Here is a 15859-nt window from a genome sequence, read left to right on the forward strand (position 1 = left end):
CGTGAGTTGAAACAATAGATGCTCGCTCTATAAGCCAGCGTCCGCCGTCGCACCCCTCGCGGGTGCGTGAGTTGAAACACATGCTGATTTTTGATGCCGAAACGCTCGCTATAGTCGCACCCCTCGCGGGTGCGTGAGTTGAAACTTTTTCGCCTCGAATCCCCACAGACATAACGTCCGCGTCGCACCCCTCGCGGGTGCGTGAGTTGAAACTTCAAAATCAGGCACATGACCGTTGAAATCCATTAGTCGCACCCCTCGCGGGTGCGTGAGTTGAAACAGCTCATCAGTTCTGGAAGAGCGGATATCAAAAGGTCGCACCCCTCGCGGGTGCGTGAGTTGAAACATCTGACGAACTCACAGAAGGCAAGCATTTTAAGTCGCACCCCTCGCGGGTGCGTGAGTTGAAACGTTAGCGAGACCGGACAGGCTTTTGCTATGTGTCGTCGCACCCCTCGCGGGTGCGTGAGTTGAAACATGAAAAAACTTGAATTTAATAATATAGCTGATCGTCGCACCCCTCGCGGGTACGCAGACTGATGACAAAGTCAGAAAAATGCAAGATCGCGTCGTCGCATACGCTCCTCGCGAAGACAAAAAACCGTCTCTGCGAGGAGTTTGCGACACTAGCCGCAGGCTGAACGAGAGGCTTTCCGTGAGCTAAAGCAGTCTCATTGGATTTCATAAAAATTGAGGTTATCAACAAACTGCACCCCTCGCGGGTGCGTGAGTTGAAACATCTGAACATCAGCATACTGTCAAAAAGATGAAGTTACATAATAATCATGCATCATTCAATCTATACAAAAAAAACGCACCCTTTCGGGTGCATTTTTTATATCTATTCTATCAGGTGGGATAGAGAAAGATCACTCTCTATTACTCGTCATTACCTACTTTAACAGTTATATCGGAAACCGTGCCGTCACTCACAAAGCTGAACACCGCCGAAGTATTCGTATCGCCTGTGGTTATAACAGCAAAAGTACGCTCGGCATCAAGATATTCATTGTTGTTGTCTATCCATGTTCCGGAGTTAAGGTAGCATTTGCCGCCGCTCAACGTTCTGTACGAAGGTACATGGGTGTGTCCGAACACAACCACGTCAACGTTTTCAGCGGGGTTTTCAAGATACTGAGCTTTTGCCTGTGTATAATAAGCTTCATAGTTAACAGCACCGAGAACCGCTTCATTAAAGCTGTTAGGAACTTTTACATTGTTAAGCATCTGGCGCTCTGCCCATGTGCGCTGAATATTTTTGAACAGCACAGGTGCAGTAATCGTTCCGTCTATCTGTTCCGCTGGGTAAAAATCCAGATAAGTATAGGAATCGTTAAATCCTGAAATACGCATATCGAATATCTTCTTATCAAGAGCTTCATATGGTGTCATACGCTCAGAAACACTTTTGAGAACAGAATAGTACAGATAAGCACCATACTGGTCAGTGTCAGAGCTGGCAGGCACGTTGGTCACAGTGGGCAGATTTTTGGCAACAGTCGGTTTTCCTTCAAGAACCCACGTTGCGGCATAGCGTGCATAAAAGTATCCGGCAGGCAGAATGGTGTCGTCATTGCCGCACAGCTCTGCGTTTGTAACTGTGTCCGGCGCGGAGAATACGTCATAACGGTGACCGTGCTCAATTACTATTTCGTTTCTGTCGCCTGTATAATATGCGCCCAGACCTTGCGCATCGCTGGATTGAACCAGCTTGGGAATAGCCTCCTGCAAAACACCTGCTTCAAGTGTCAGGTCATGGTTTCCGGGTACATATACCAGTTTGATCCCGCGCTCGATAACGTTGTTCAAGGCTTTGAACACTTCCTTATTGTTAGCGATGACGTCCCTGTAAAACTGAGCCTGATCTGTATACACAGGATAATATACAGGCAAATACCACTCATCCAGAAAGTCTCCGGCAATAACCAGTTCACGCACATCTCCGGTGTTTTGCAACCGTTTCAGGAATTTAATGAGATAAGGACGGTTTTTAAGTGTTTCTGTGTAAATATCCTCAATACCAAGGTGCAGGTCGCTTATTACAACTATTTTGTTCCTTGTTGTTCCGGCTTCCCACAAAGGCTCTTCATCCGTCCCTGACTCAAATATATCCGATGAGCACCCAGACATATGCATAGTTATAAAACACGCGCCCGCGCCTGCGCTGAGAGTTTTGATAAACTGTCTGCGAGAATAATCCATATTGAACCTCCGACAACATAATTGTTATCACACAAATTTCGGGTTTTAGAATATCCTGAAAAAAGGAGGAAATGTGGATTTGCACTTAAAAGACCCGTTTTTACACTTAAAAATCTTAATTCATCTGAAATGATTATAAACAAACAGGAATTGATGAATATCAAACCAGAAGGCGCACTCTGAAAACTCCGTTTTCAATGGCATACAAAAGTTCGCCGTCATATTTTTTCGCAAAGGCGGCAACGCTTTTGCTCCCTATGCCATGACCCTCACCTTTGGAGGCGGGACAGCCGTTTTCATCAAGCTCGATTCCGCCATCACAGGGGTTTTCCATCTCCAGCAAAAGCCGCCCGACACTCCGGCATGTAAAACGGATATAAGGAGCTTTATTATCAGTCAGTTTGACACAGGCATTTATTGCGTTCTCCATCAGGTTTGCGACCACCATGGAAAGCTCCAGTGCGTCAACTTCCAACACAGCGGGAATGTCCAGCGTGATTTCCGTATGTATCCCTGACTGTTCTGCAATGCCTGCATAGTGAGATACAGCGGCATTTACAGCTGGGTTTTCACAGTAAACTCTGTTCATTTTAGGCACTGCCTGATTCTGGCTCTGTAAAAGCGCTGCAGCCTCTCCTGTGTGTCCATGCTCCAAAAGCTCCAGAAGCACGTTGTTGAAATGACGGCGGTCATGAGCTGTTCGGCTGTTCTGCACCGACACTTCCTCCATCAGTTTAAGCCTTTCCGACATCCCATCTGCTGCCAGTTGTAGGAATTCACGTTCCGCCTGAATAGACTGGTTCTCTTCGCGCATTTCATACTGTGTCGTAATCGTTTTAAGCGAGTGGATGATTGTGACATACACTGAAAGACCAAGGAGGATGAGCAAAAATAGCTGAACGTAATTACTAATCAGCGTGTGTTTGATATCACCGCCGAAAAAATACCCCATAAAGCATGCAAAAAGCGCAATGATAGGAAAAATGTATATGTGCCAATTATCCAGCACTTTGCGATATGGCTTAGAAACCCATTTGCGGAACACAAAAATGACGATTGAAAAAAGTATCAGCCGTAAAAATGTGTGTCCATATTTTGGATCGGGAAAAAATCGACTGAGCGTGTAGCTTACGAAAACAATGGCGGCGTGAATATTCAGCATAGTTATGTAGCTGAAACACCACTGCATGATTTTATCTGTAAAAAGCGGCTTCATGACTATCCCGATAACCAGCAGCATCGTCAGATCGGTATAGAATACACGAGTGTAATCCTTTGACAGATAAAAGTAAGCATTTGCGCTGAGGTTAGCCGCAAGCAGCACCACTGTGGCGATAATATACACAGTTCTGCTCTTATACTTCGGCATTGCCATTGTCCAAAGAAGCAGAATCAGCATTACATCCGTTACGATGGCACGCAGCAGGTCGGGAAAAAGCTCTTTCATCTGCCGGCTCCTTTTGCCGACAGAAAATCCATGTACGCATCACGCACAGCCGGATAGCGTTTTGCGGCTATGGGGATAGTTTTTCCGCCGCAAAGCGTAAAACTGTCTTTGGCGAAACGCTCGACCCTTCGCATGTTTATCACAAAGGAGGTGTGACATTGCAGAAAATATCTGTCTTTAAGAATCGGCGCGCAGTATTCTGAAAAATTCTCCCGAAAGGTGCGGCTGCAAACCTCCTCGCCGTTCGCAAGGCTGAGCACTGCCGAATGATTGAGGTATTCACAGCAAGCGATCTTTGACAGCTTTATAACCCGCAGACTGTCGGCGGTTTTCACGGTAAATGTCTGTTCGTTGGCAAAATCCGCTTTGGAAAATGCAAAAGCCAGTGTATCGGACAACTGCTGATGATTAACCGGTTTTACCAGATAATTGATAGGACTTGCGGCATATGCCTGCAAAGCAAACTGCGGTTCCGTTGTGGTATAGATAATCTGTGCCTCGCGGTCGAGGCGGCGTATCTCTTTGCCCAGCTCCAGACCGCTGACCATCGGCATGACGATATCGAGAATATAAAGATGGAAGCTCTCTTGCTCAATGGCTGTCAGAAGCGCATCAGGATGTGAGAATGATGCCACTTCCGCATCAATACCGTTTGCAGAAAGATACTGATTGGTCCGCGAGACAATATATTGCAGGTCGTCAGGCATATCATCGCAGATCGCAATACGCATCATAAGTTTGCCACCTTATTTTATAGACAAGTCTATCACATTTGTATAATTGCTGTATCCGAAAATGAAAAGCAATAATTAAATCGGGATCGACATCACGTTTTAAACATCTGCGGATCGTTATACATGTTACTCTCTCTTCCGCATCATTAATTGAACGTTAGTCCGATAAAAATTTTAAAACATACTCTCCGAAAACAAAAACGACAAAATCATCTAAAAACACTAAAACCACATTAACGCCGTAAAATTGACCATATTTCATAATCAATTATCATAAACAATAGCAGACAGGAAGAATCTGCGTTTTTAGGAGGTTTTTATGATAAGAAACAGTTCAATGTGGCGTTTACTGCTGCTGATAATTGCCATAGCCGGCATCGCAGCTTTCGCATTCGCTGCGCAGGTGGAAAAGGATACTTACATGGCTGGATTTCACCAAGCCAATGGCGTGTCCTGTGTTGACTGCCACGAAAAAAACTTTGTAATGGACGACAGTGAAACTGTCGTAAACAAAAAATGCGTTGAGTGCCACGGATCAATGTCCGATATGGCAAAAGTCACTGCAAAAGACGAACTCAACCCGCACAAGTCTCACCTTGGTGAAATCAACTGTTCAACCTGCCACAAAGGGCATGAACAGTCAAAGGCATATTGCAATAACTGCCACACCTTCAAAATGGATATCAAATTTGACAGCGACAAAAAAGCCGAATTTGCTGATTCAGCAGATGTTGTAGTAGTCGGTGCAGGCGGCGCAGGTTATGTTGCCGCAATATCCGCGGCTGATGCAGGCGCAAAAGTCATACTGCTTGACAGAATGCCCATCACAGGCGGAAACAGCTCTCTCGCAGCAGGCGGAATCAACGCCGCTGAAACTTCAGTTCAGAAAAAACAGGGCATCAAAGACGACAAAGAAGCCATGGTTGAGGAAACCATTAAAGGCGGAAGATATCTCAACGATGTCCAGCTTGTTAAGACAATGGTATACAACTCCGCAGCAGCAATAGACTGGCTGATTTCCATAGGTGCCGACATGTCAGACATAGTCCGTTCAGGCGGAGTAGACTATGACAGGACACACAGACCCGTTGGCGGCGGTGCAGTCGGCACACACCTCATCAGCGTATACAAAGCAAACGCAATCAAAAAAGGTATTGATGTCAGAGTAAACTCAGATGTCGTAAAAATAATTAAAAACGACAAAGGCGCTGTAGTCGGTGTTCAGGTCAAAGGAAAACACAGCGGTCTTTATACCATCAAAGCAAAAGCTGTTGTTGTTGCAGCAGGCGGTTTTGCCGCAAGTGACGAACTCGTTGCAAAATACAAACCCCAGTTCAAAAACACTCCCAGCTCAAACCAGCCCGGCGCAACCGGCGGCGGTATCAAAATACTTGAAGATGCCGGAGCCGAAATGATCGATATGGGCTTTATCCAGATTCACCCGACAATGGGAGGCGACACAAAAGTTCTCATCAGTGAAACTGTCAGAGGAAGCGGCGCGATACTTGTGAATCAGGAAGGAAAAAGATTCGTAAACGAACTCACAACCAGAGACAAAGCTACTGCGGCCATTCTTAAACAAACAGGCGCAAAAGCTTACCTGATTTTCGGTGAGGAAGTGCGTAAAGCAAACAAACAGGTCAACGGCTACATACACCTTAACCTCGTTGAATCAGCTTCCAATCTGAAAGACCTTGCCAAAAAAATAGATGTTCCCGCAGACGTAATGGCAGATACAGTTGCAAAATACAACAGCTATTACACCAAAAAAGCTGACCCCGAATTCAGCCGTCAGGATATGCCGAGACCTATCAAAGAGGCTCAGTATTATGCGATCATGGTTAAACCCGGACGTCACCACACAATGGGCGGTGCAAGAATCAATACTAACTCTCAGGTCATTAACCTCACAGCAGATGTAATACCCGGTCTTTTTGCTGCCGGTGAAGTTACCGGAGGGGTACAGGGCGGTAACAGGCTCGGCGGAAACGCAATCACCGATACAGTGGTATTCGGAAGAATTGCAGGAGCCAACGCAGCTTCTTACGCGGCATCAGTTAAATAAACTCTCCCAACAGAAGAGGGCGTACCATACATGGCTCCGGTATATGCCGGAGCCTTTAAAAAGCAACATTTGCCGGAACGGTTTTAGTCACTGCCAGAAGCCGTAAGCTAACAAATCAGCTCTATACAATCGTTCCGGCTTTTTCAGGTTTATAAAATGAAAAACAGCGTAAGCTTTAAAGGGTTGTTTTATATCAACTTTGCAGTAACCTGCGGTTTCGGGGCTTTGGACATATTCATGACGCTGTATGTTATAGAGCTTGGAGCGAAAGGTTTTCTGGTCGGTGCACCTGCAATGCTTTACGCTCTGACGAAAATTATATGCGGGTTATCCCCTTCTGAAAGACTTCTTGCAATGGGGAGCAAAAAGCTGCTCATTTTTTCTCTTTTATTATTCTTTATTGCTGCTTCCGGCTATTTTATTACGGAAAATTTATACGCTCTGATCCTTTTCAGAATTCTTCACGGCTTCGGAACCGCAGTCTTCAGACCGGTTCTCACGGCAAGTCTCTCTTCATGCACGGCAAAGGATGAACGCGGCAGGAAACTGGGTCTTTTCGATACGTCTTTTTATGCGGCTCTGGGCATCGGTCCCGCAATAGGCGGTACTGTCAAGAGCATTTACGGATTCAAAGGATTATTTGCGCTCGTCATGATTCTCTCTTTTTCGGCATTGATAACCGCTCTCTTCATCAGGATAGGAAACATAGGCAAACCTGAAATATCAGGTAAATCCGCCGTTTTTACCAGCAGAGTGATTGGAATGAATATCTTTATTTTCGGAAGGGGTTTCGGCATAGCATCTTTTTTCAGTTTTCTCCCTCTGCTGGCATGCAGTAAATTTGCAAACGGAGAACATACTGCCGGAATCGCGGCGGGTCTGGTGACACTGGTTTCATCGGCATTCATTACATTCGCAGGCAGACTTGCAGACAGAATGGATATCAGAAAACTTATAATTTCCGGAGGCACCGGATTGGCAGCTGTATATTGCCTCCTGCCCGGTTCGTCAGGAATAATAAGTTTTACGGCTTTGTGCTGTGCGGCGGGATTTTTCAGTATTGTAACTCAGCCGGCATGTTCTGCGGCATTAATGGAAAAGAACACACAGGAAAATACTTACAGACAGGCATCGGTTTTTAATTCATTCATGAACATGGGTTATGCGCTCGGGGCGCTTTCATCCGGTTTAATCTATTCGGCTTCCGGTACGGAACAGGTATATTACACAGCGGCACTTGTCGGCATAACATGCTCTGCGGCATCATGGGCTGTAATGTACAGTGCTGAAAAGTCTGAAAGTCTTTCATAACTTTTTAACATATCTTCTTTCGGGTCTGCCGATGGTTCCGTATTCAAGTTTTATATCAAGTATATTCAGGCTGTACAGATATTCCAGATACTTTCTGGCGGTTGTTCTGCTCAATCCGGCGGCAGAACCGACTTCGGAGGCGCTTAAACCCTGTTCCTGGCAGTTTTCAAAAACCTGCGCAACTTCATCAAGCGTAATGGCTTCTATCCCCTTGGGCAGATCCAGCCTTTGCTGACGGAGTTCACGGACGACCCCGAAAACAGCATCAGCACTCTCCTGCGTAAGTGTCTTTTTCCCTGAAAGAATACTGTATCTCTGTTTATACTTTTCAAGTGCGGCAGTAAACCTCTCGAAGAACACCGGCTTGATTATATAATCAAAGGCGCCACCTTTCAGTGCTTTGTTTATGTTCTCAGAATCGTTTGCCGCTGTAATAAGTATAACGTCAACATCCGCATGTTCGGAACGAAGAGTGTAAAGCAGATCCATTCCGTTCTTGTCGGGAAAATACAGATCCAGCAGGATAAGCTTCGGCTTTATCTCCCTGACCATAAAAAGAGCATCATCTATATTTCCGGCGATTCCGATAAGGGAGAATCCCTCGACCTTCTGAAGGTACATTGCATGTATCTTCGCAACTCTGGTGTCATCCTCAACGATAAGCACATCAATGGTGTCCATTTCAACCCCCATGATTTTTCGGAATTATTACGGTAATAAGCGCTCCGCCCATATCTCCGTCTTCTATAGTAACCGAGCCTTTAAGGTATGTTACCGCATTTTTCATAAGATACATTCCAAGTCCTCTGCCTTTCTGACTTTTAGACGAATAGCCCCTTTCAAATACTTTCTCCCTCAGGTGGACAGGAATTCCCGATCCGGAATCTTCCACCTCAAATATCAGATCCTTACCGTAATCCGACATCGAGAGTGTAACAACATGTTGAGTTTTATTCTCGAGAGAAGCATCAAAAGCATTATCTATAATATTGCCGACAATTGTCAGAAGATGAGTTCTGCTGATACTCTTCGGCACATCGAGCATACTGCTCTCTTCATCAATACGGAATTTTATCTTCTTTTCTGAAGCTGTCATATATTTTCCGAGTAAAAGAGACATCAACGCATGATCAGAAACGATTGTTTTCAGATTATGCGCAAGATATTTCTGCTCTTCGCTCAGCTCCATAATATATTCCAGCAACCCGCCGTATTCTCCCATCTGAACCATGCCCACTATCGCATGCATACGGTTATTGAACTCATGGGTCTGAGCACGCAGCATCTGCGCATATTCCTGAACCTGAGTAAGCTCTTTTGCAATCTGCTCGATCTCATCCTTTTTTCTTATCGTTGCAACAAAACCGATTATCTCTTTGCTCATAAAAAGGGGCATTATGTTCATAAGCAGTTCTGTCCCGTTGTAAACAACTTCCATATCTTTCAGTTCGCCGTTGCTGCCGGTTAATTTCAGTTCCGGAACTATTTCCTGAAATTTCATCCCTTTGATATCACCGAATATCTCTGTTGATTTACCATTCATGAGTTTAACTCTGCCTTTTATGTCCGTGGAGACAACAGCCTCTCTGATAGATTCCACAATTGCTGAAAGCTCCTGAAACATAACGGCAATTTCATAAGGTTCAAGCCAGAATATTGATTTTTTGATTTTTTTGGCGATGATCACAGCGGAAATCAAAGCAAATGTTATGAAAATAAAGATAAAAAATACCATGTTGCTGAAATATTTGCTGATGACTGTCTCCACCCAGAAAAGAGGATAGCTTACTGCGGCTGCGCCTTCTCCTTTGTTGATGGGACCGACAGCTGTTATCGCCGGCATATTATTTATTCTGTCATGAAGAATATAAAATGACTTTGATTTCGCAGCCTTGTCCAGCGCCAGTGAAACCTGAGCTTCTCTCGGTGCTTTTTCGGGAAAATATCTGACTTTTCCGTTAACCAGAATGACCACTCTTTCAGCGTTTATCTCCTGCCTGAAAGTTTCCGGTTTATACTCCAGATCAGCATTATCCTGAAATATGAAATGCGATATGCCATAAACCGCCTGAACGGCTCTGCTTTCCGTCTGTTTCACGGCAACATCGAAAAGCATACGGGAAACAACCCCGCCGAATGTCACAACAATAATGATGATCAGGCTGAGAACCACCAGCACAACGGTATCAAGCAAAGTACCCTTTTTAAATATCTTTAAAACGTTTCCCGGCAAATTCATTTTATTTACTTATCCTCTGGCGGCAAGGTCAGAAAAATGCTATAGTTTTAATATATTTAACCACGCATGAGGTCTTGTTTGCAAGATGATTCACAGGTTATCGTACATATTCCTATACACGATTGCACTGGCTAACGCAGCATCCGCAGTTTTTCAATATTATCATGAAAAAATGCTCTCGTTTGCTGTTATTCTGCAACTGATCACAGCCGTCGTAACAATCATATCAATCTCTTTTGTAAAAAGCAGGGAGAATACGGAACGTATTGAATCATATCTTTCACTTAAATTAACGGTTTTCATAATCGTTTATGCAATATCCATACCACTCTGCGGGTATCTTTTAAGCACGACTATTTTTGTTTACCTCATAAGCCGCGACTATTCAGTCAACTGGACAGACTGCATGCTGACGGCACTTATATCATCGCTTATCATTTACAGTTTCTTCTTATACGGGCTGCATTTTACCCCGCCTCTCGGCAGACTGTTCACCTTTATGGGGGGCGCGTTATGGTAAGCACTAAGCTGTGTATATTCCTCTTTACGCTTCTCGGAACCCTTTCGATGGTATTTCCGGCTATGCTCCGGCTGAGAAGGAGCGAGGCACTCGGAATATCTGTTCTTTTTATAGGAGCCTTCGCGCTGCCCAGAGAGAACGTTATCGCATATACAGTTGCGGCAGTCTCCTCGACTTTCTTTTATTATTCACTCACAGGGAAAGAGAAACTGGGCAGAGAACGGCTTATTAAACTTGCTGTGTGTTTTTCGGCAGGCATGGCGCTGACTTTTGCCGGTTCGTTTTTCTCCGGTCTTGCGATATATATGCGTTCGGGCGGAATGCTTGCGGCAATCCTGCTGTCCGTTATAATCTATATAACCATGAACCGCGGACGCAGAGCGGAAACAGCCGCCGGTATATTTTCCGGAATGAGTATCTTTTTTGTGACGGCTGGCATAGAGGGACTTGCCAGCACCTCTTTCACAGGTGAAAGAGGACTTATGATCGCACTGGTATCACTTCTCATACTCCCGAAGATTTATGTAGGTCGTCTTTGGGACGAACAGGAACTTAAACCTTCCGCCGGGATTTTCATAGCACTGCCCATCCTTTTTTTCTCATCGGTGCCGGTAAATTTTTCAACATCCGCAGTGCTTGCGGCATTCAACAACAGCAGCATTGTGACCGGAGGTTACATCAGCATAGCGGAAGAACCTTTCCAGAGCGCGTTTACATGGTCAATGTTTTTTTCCATATTACTGATAGTTTCAGTTTTATACTCCGCAAAGTATCTGAAAAGATACAAAATCTCGGTACCAGTCACAGCTGTCAGATTCGGCAGACCATTCATGGTGGCACTCAGTCTGGCAATGCTTATCATGCACGGAGCAGCATGGCAGGAGATTTCCGCTGCGGCAATTATGAGCTTCTTTGGATTTGTTCTTTATAAATCATTCATAACACCGGAAGCGGTGTTCATGGGATACAGCATATGTGCAGTTATAAGGGAAGAGAGCATCAAAACCGGAATGGCTGCCGCAGAAACAGGCTACATTCATTATTTTATGAACCTGCCCTTTCAGGGAATAGCCGCAATAACCATTATAGCAATAGCAGCCTATATCACTAACGGATGGGGAAGAGACCGTAAATAATCATTTACGGAATTTCTTACCTTTTACAACAGATTTGTAAACCTCGTACTGACCGTTAATAAAACGTTCCGCATAAATCGTATCGGTTATCCCGTCATCATTGCCGCTCAGCATCATTTGGTACTCTTCTGACTGCATAACTTTTCTGACGGATTCATTGATATATCTGCGTATGTATTTAGGTGTTTCCCGCCTGACCATAAACGCCCGCCAGCTGGTTATCGGAGTGTTCAGTCCGAGTTCGCCGGAACAGGGAACATCTTTCAGCATCCTGAGCCTTTCGTCGCCAAGCACCAGAACCGGTTTTACCAGCTCTTTATTTATCATGGGCAATGCGGAAATAACTTTATCTATGTATACTGAAGTTTCGCCGGAAACTATCCCCGCTTTCGCTTCTGCACCGGATTTATAAGGAACAAGTCTGAAATCCACACCTGTGCTTTCAGCCAGAAGCGAAACCGCAATGCTGTCAAGACCGCCCTTGCTTATTCCCGATACCAGCACAACCTTGCCCTTTTTTGCCTTCATCATATCCTCAAATGACCTATATTGGCTGTCTTTTGAAAAAGATACGATGTAATTGTCTGACTGTATTTTTGCTATCGGAACGAAATCCTGCATCAGTTTTTTCTTTCCGCCGTTTTCCAGAATATCGTGTATTATGATTGAAGGAGTTATTTCAAGAATGGTATAGCCGTCGGCGGGACTTCTCTGAGCTTTCTGCATTGCATATTGTCCGCCCTGACCAGATATGTTGGCAAAGGTTATTCCGTAATGAAAATCTTTTTGCATCAGCCGGCTGAAATCGCGCACAAATATATCGCTGGCTCCTCCCTCTCCGAAAGGAATGATTATCTCCACAGGTCTTTCAGGATAGTCCCCCTCGTTGACCAGTCTCGATTCAATATCGTTCTGGGATTTACAACCGCAAACAGCAAGCAGCAGCAATATCAAAATATATCTCATAATTAAGAATATTCTCTAAAATATACATAATCAATAAAAAAAAGATGCCGCATACACGGCATCTTTTCAAAATAAAGCAAAAGGAGGATAATCTATTTAGGTGTTGAAGATGCTCCGAATTCAAAAGAATATGTTGCGTATACTCTTTTGTCTGTGTAATCGACGCTTTTATGTGTGCCGTCGGTGTTGATATCCGCATAACGGAATCTTAAAGCAAGTCCTTTAAGAGCCTTAAAGGGGAGCTTATATGTCAGGTCATAATCAAGTTCTTTTGCATCATACCCGGCATTGTCGCCTGAATCCGGTGTGTCATAATCCGCGTAGAATATTGCAAATTTAAGCCCTTTTGCGCCGAGTTTTGAAAAATCATATCCAAGTTTAACGCCATATGCAGTCTCTTCGGCTCTTTGTGAGCTGAGAACCTGCTGAACTAAGATCTTTGAATGTCCCCACGGTGTGGAAAGCGCATCATCTCCGGTCTTAGCATAATACAGAGAAAGAGAGGCATCGCCGTATTTGGCTGTACCGACAGCTCCGTATTGGTGAGTATCCAGATCGCCGCCGTCTTTATCGCCGATTGCTTTCTGAATGAGATATGAAGGTTTAAGGCTGAGGGAAACTTTACTGAATTTTGAAGAGAGTTCAACTGCACTGTAAGTAAAGCCGAAACCGTCCTCAATTGTATAATACCACGCCTGAGGAACAACTTTAACGCCTTCAGCCGCATTCCATGTGTACATTAATCCTGCGGCATAGAGGGGATTATCATCCATATTATTGTTAAATGAAGATGCTATGTCGGTAAATTCAGTATCAGTGCGATCCAGAGTATCTGTTAAATAGTACAGTGAAGCCTCAAGGTTCGGAACTGTATTATTCACAACCGACAGACCTTTATAGGTTTTCGGAAGCATTCTGGTATCAAATCCGTTAACAAAAGGAGTATCAACCTCCTGTGCGCCGTACTTGATTTTTGTATCAGCCCACTCACCCTGAATGAAATATTCACCGAGCTTAGTTAAGCTCTTGTGAGACTCAGAGGAGGAGTTCTGCAACAGATCATATCCGCCCTTGTCGTCGTCACTGTTGATGTTGTTTGATGTATAAAACCCTACACCAAGTGAAATTCCGTAAAGAGGAGCGGTCTTATAATGGAATATGCCGCCGATCGCCTGTTCGCCAAGATCCTGTTTTGAGCCGTCATAATCCCTTTCAAAGAACATGGTTCGGATCTCTGCCGATCCGCTGCCCTGAGAAAACATTTCGCCGATATTAGTTGCCGCATTTGCTGAAACAGTTATTAAGCAGGTCAGCAGTGCGCTGAAAAAAAACCTGGTTTTCATAATACCTCCTTAAAGTATAACAAAATTCAAGTATTCATAAAACCTGCCTAATCATATAACTGATTGATATTATGTCAACTTTGTGGTGTTATTGAGCTTTATGGCTATATAATCATTTATGGTGTTTTTGGCGGCAGAAATGTGAAAGCTGTGTATTGGATGGAGGAAAGCTTATCGTCCTAAATGAATTCAGGCATCAGCAGAAATGCCGATGCCTGATGACTATAAAAAACACTACAGGGAAACGCTTGTTATTTAACTATTTTCTGTTTCCAGACAAATCCCCACTGATGGCATTTTACGCAGTAGTCCTTAAAATCACCGTGCATGCTGTGGCATTTCGTACAGGTGAGGTTCGGGAAATGCGATTTATGGGGATTAGCCTTATAAGGAGCTTTGGCTGTTTTTGCCATCATCTCGTTAAAATCTCCGTGACATCCCACGCATTTTTTATGCATTTCGTCAGCTTCGTCTTCGTCGTATGTTTTGTGGCAGTCGGCACACATCAGTCCGGCATTTTTATGTGAATTTGCTAATTTTCCTGTGGTATAGAGTGAATTAAACTTTTCCGCTCCGTCTTCAGAGTCAATTTTTGCACCGCTGGCGGAATTTACCGTGATATTTCCTTCTGAATCTGCCACATGGCATGACAGGCAGGTATCTTTAACTATCTCCATCTGAGCGAAATGGACATTATGTATTTTGCCGCCCAGTTTCGGACCTTTTCCGCCGTCCGCGTGGCAATCGAAACAGCCTTCAAATGCTGTTTTCTTCACATGTTCTTTCGGAAGTATCTTGCTGACACTCTCGTGGCAGTCCTTGCATCTGAATCCTATTTCCGCGGCATATCCCCATGAACAGACGAAAAGAACAACAGCGGCAATAAGGGTTAATCTATATTTATACAGAGACATTGTTTTCACCTTAATTAAAATATGTTAAAAAGCGGGCGCTCCGAAGAACGCCCGCAAGTCTATAGGAGGCTGTTTCAGAATGAGAATACCGCTCTTACCCAGTATTTATCGCCTTCGGATCTGTTTTCAACCAAAGTCTCTTTCTGATATTTGACGTGAATACCTATGTTTTTGTAATTGTACTGAATTGTAGGACCTACACCAAGAACCCTGCCTTTGTAATCATCAACGGTTTCGCCGTCGGATTTATCGTCAGTTATCTGCTGATAGTAGTATCCGCCAAGACCTACAGTCCAGCTGCCGAAGTGCTGTCCTGTAAAATAGTCGACGTGAAATTCCTGACCGGACTTATAGTCCGTGTCATTGTTCTCAGTATTAAAGTCATACATGAACTTTCCGGACACTTCATATCCGCCGTCGGTAACATAGCTTATTCCGTATGCAGGCTCAAAGGTGTAATAGTTGCGGCCTATATTGGCTATGTCGTTTTTGTCGTATGCACCTGTGGGAACGTCAATATCAAGGGCTATCGCCTGATGAAGATTTTTTGAGTGCCATGAAAGATTCACGCCGACATCAATATCGCCGAGACCTGAAGCGTTATCCTTTCCGGCGGGAGTTTCCAGGTGCATATTCACAAGAGGGATCAGGGTCTGAAAACCGAGATTTCCTCCGGCGATCTGAGTTTTGGTAACATAAACAAATCTGGAAACGTCAGCCAGAACGTTTGCCTTAAAGTGGACGTCAATCTTGTCGCCGTTATTGTCTTTAAGGGCATCCGCTGTGTAATAGTTCAGATAGTTAAGATAATAAAAGCCCGCGGGAGGAATGGCACCTGCCATAACATCCTCCGCTCCGTTTGGATATGCTCCGCCGCCGCCCTCTGTAGCAAAAGCGGAAGAACAGGGAACAGCAAACGCAGCTGTTATTACAGACATGATAATGAATTTTTTAAGTCTGCTGATTATCATAACATTCACCC

General features: G+C 44.4%; 13 protein-coding genes and 1 CRISPR repeat array. Of the genes, 4 read left to right on the top strand and 9 right to left on the bottom strand.

The genetic code is table 11. The features are described 5' to 3' along the window. Positions 1 to 46 precede the first annotated feature (46 nt). Positions 47 to 543: direct repeats of the CRISPR family, unit length 32 nt; unit sequence GTCGCACCCCTCGCGGGTGCGTGAGTTGAAAC. A 336-nt stretch (positions 544 to 879) separates the two neighbouring features. The 3 genes from LRY47_RS10805 to LRY47_RS10815 all read right to left on the bottom strand — a co-directional run bounded on the left by LRY47_RS10805 (position 880) and on the right by LRY47_RS10815 (position 4383). Next, positions 880 to 2202 (bottom strand): metallophosphoesterase, encoded by a 1323-nt coding sequence (locus LRY47_RS10805; RefSeq protein ID WP_295225233.1) that lies wholly within the window; start codon positions 2200 to 2202, stop codon positions 880 to 882. 160 nt (positions 2203 to 2362) lie between these two features. Beyond that, entirely contained in the window at positions 2363 to 3649 is a 1287-nt protein-coding gene (locus LRY47_RS10810; protein WP_295225236.1) for a GHKL domain-containing protein, read from the bottom strand. After that, positions 3646 to 4383 carry a LytTR family DNA-binding domain-containing protein gene (locus tag LRY47_RS10815; RefSeq protein WP_295225238.1) on the bottom strand — a complete coding sequence of 246 codons (738 nt, stop codon included), beginning with the start codon at positions 4381 to 4383 and terminating at the stop codon, positions 3646 to 3648. Before LRY47_RS10815 ends, LRY47_RS10810 begins: the two co-directional genes overlap by 4 nt. A 319-nt stretch (positions 4384 to 4702) precedes the next feature. On the opposite strand from LRY47_RS10815, the gene LRY47_RS10820 reads away from it, so the two are divergent. Both LRY47_RS10820 and LRY47_RS10825 read left to right on the top strand, forming a co-directional pair. Then, entirely contained in the window at positions 4703 to 6448 is a 1746-nt protein-coding gene (locus tag LRY47_RS10820) for a flavocytochrome c (RefSeq protein WP_295225241.1), read from the top strand. Between the two features lie 156 nt (positions 6449 to 6604). Continuing rightward, positions 6605 to 7759: an MFS transporter gene (locus LRY47_RS10825; protein WP_295225242.1), complete on the top strand. Its 1155-nt coding sequence runs from the start codon at positions 6605 to 6607 to the stop codon at positions 7757 to 7759. On the opposite strand, the gene LRY47_RS10830 is transcribed toward LRY47_RS10825, so the two are convergent. Together LRY47_RS10830 and LRY47_RS10835 are read right to left on the bottom strand one after the other, a co-directional pair. Next, positions 7754 to 8440, bottom strand: coding sequence for a response regulator (locus LRY47_RS10830; RefSeq protein ID WP_295225245.1), 687 nt, complete (start codon positions 8438 to 8440; stop codon positions 7754 to 7756). The two genes, LRY47_RS10825 and LRY47_RS10830, sit on opposite strands and share 6 nt — an antisense overlap. Position 8441: 1 nt before the next feature. Then, positions 8442 to 9998, bottom strand: coding sequence for an ATP-binding protein (locus tag LRY47_RS10835; protein WP_295225248.1), 1557 nt, complete (start codon positions 9996 to 9998; stop codon positions 8442 to 8444). A 172-nt stretch (positions 9999 to 10170) separates the two neighbouring features. Between LRY47_RS10835 and LRY47_RS10840 the strand changes: the two genes are divergently transcribed. Together LRY47_RS10840 and LRY47_RS10845 are read left to right on the top strand one after the other, a co-directional pair. Then, on the top strand, positions 10171 to 10518 hold the full coding sequence (locus LRY47_RS10840) for a tripartite tricarboxylate transporter TctB family protein (protein ID WP_295225250.1): 348 nt from the start codon (positions 10171 to 10173) through the stop codon (positions 10516 to 10518). Next, a complete protein-coding gene (locus LRY47_RS10845) occupies positions 10512 to 11654 on the top strand; it encodes a hypothetical protein (RefSeq protein ID WP_295225252.1) in 1143 nt (380 codons plus the stop codon). The genes LRY47_RS10840 and LRY47_RS10845 overlap by 7 nt, the downstream gene beginning before the upstream one ends. On the opposite strand, the gene LRY47_RS10850 is transcribed toward LRY47_RS10845, so the two are convergent. The 4 genes from LRY47_RS10850 to LRY47_RS10865 all read right to left on the bottom strand — a co-directional run bounded on the left by LRY47_RS10850 (position 11655) and on the right by LRY47_RS10865 (position 15848). Next, a complete protein-coding gene (locus LRY47_RS10850) occupies positions 11655 to 12608 on the bottom strand; it encodes a tripartite tricarboxylate transporter substrate binding protein (RefSeq protein ID WP_295225254.1) in 954 nt (317 codons plus the stop codon). Positions 12609 to 12712: 104 nt separating this feature from the next. Further along, positions 12713 to 13963, bottom strand: a complete 1251-nt coding sequence (locus LRY47_RS10855) for an OprD family outer membrane porin (protein WP_295225256.1) — start codon at positions 13961 to 13963, stop codon at positions 12713 to 12715. Positions 13964 to 14214: 251 nt separating this feature from the next. Further along, positions 14215 to 14877: a cytochrome c3 family protein gene (locus LRY47_RS10860; RefSeq protein ID WP_295225259.1), complete on the bottom strand. Its 663-nt coding sequence runs from the start codon at positions 14875 to 14877 to the stop codon at positions 14215 to 14217. A 74-nt stretch (positions 14878 to 14951) separates the two neighbouring features. Next, positions 14952 to 15848 (bottom strand): transporter, encoded by an 897-nt coding sequence (locus LRY47_RS10865; RefSeq protein WP_295225262.1) that lies wholly within the window; start codon positions 15846 to 15848, stop codon positions 14952 to 14954. Positions 15849 to 15859: the final 11 nt, after the last annotated feature.

Origin of the sequence: Seleniivibrio sp. (genome assembly GCF_021209385.1) — a bacterium.
In the GTDB taxonomy this organism is placed as follows: Bacteria; Chrysiogenota; Deferribacteres; order Deferribacterales; family Geovibrionaceae; genus Seleniivibrio.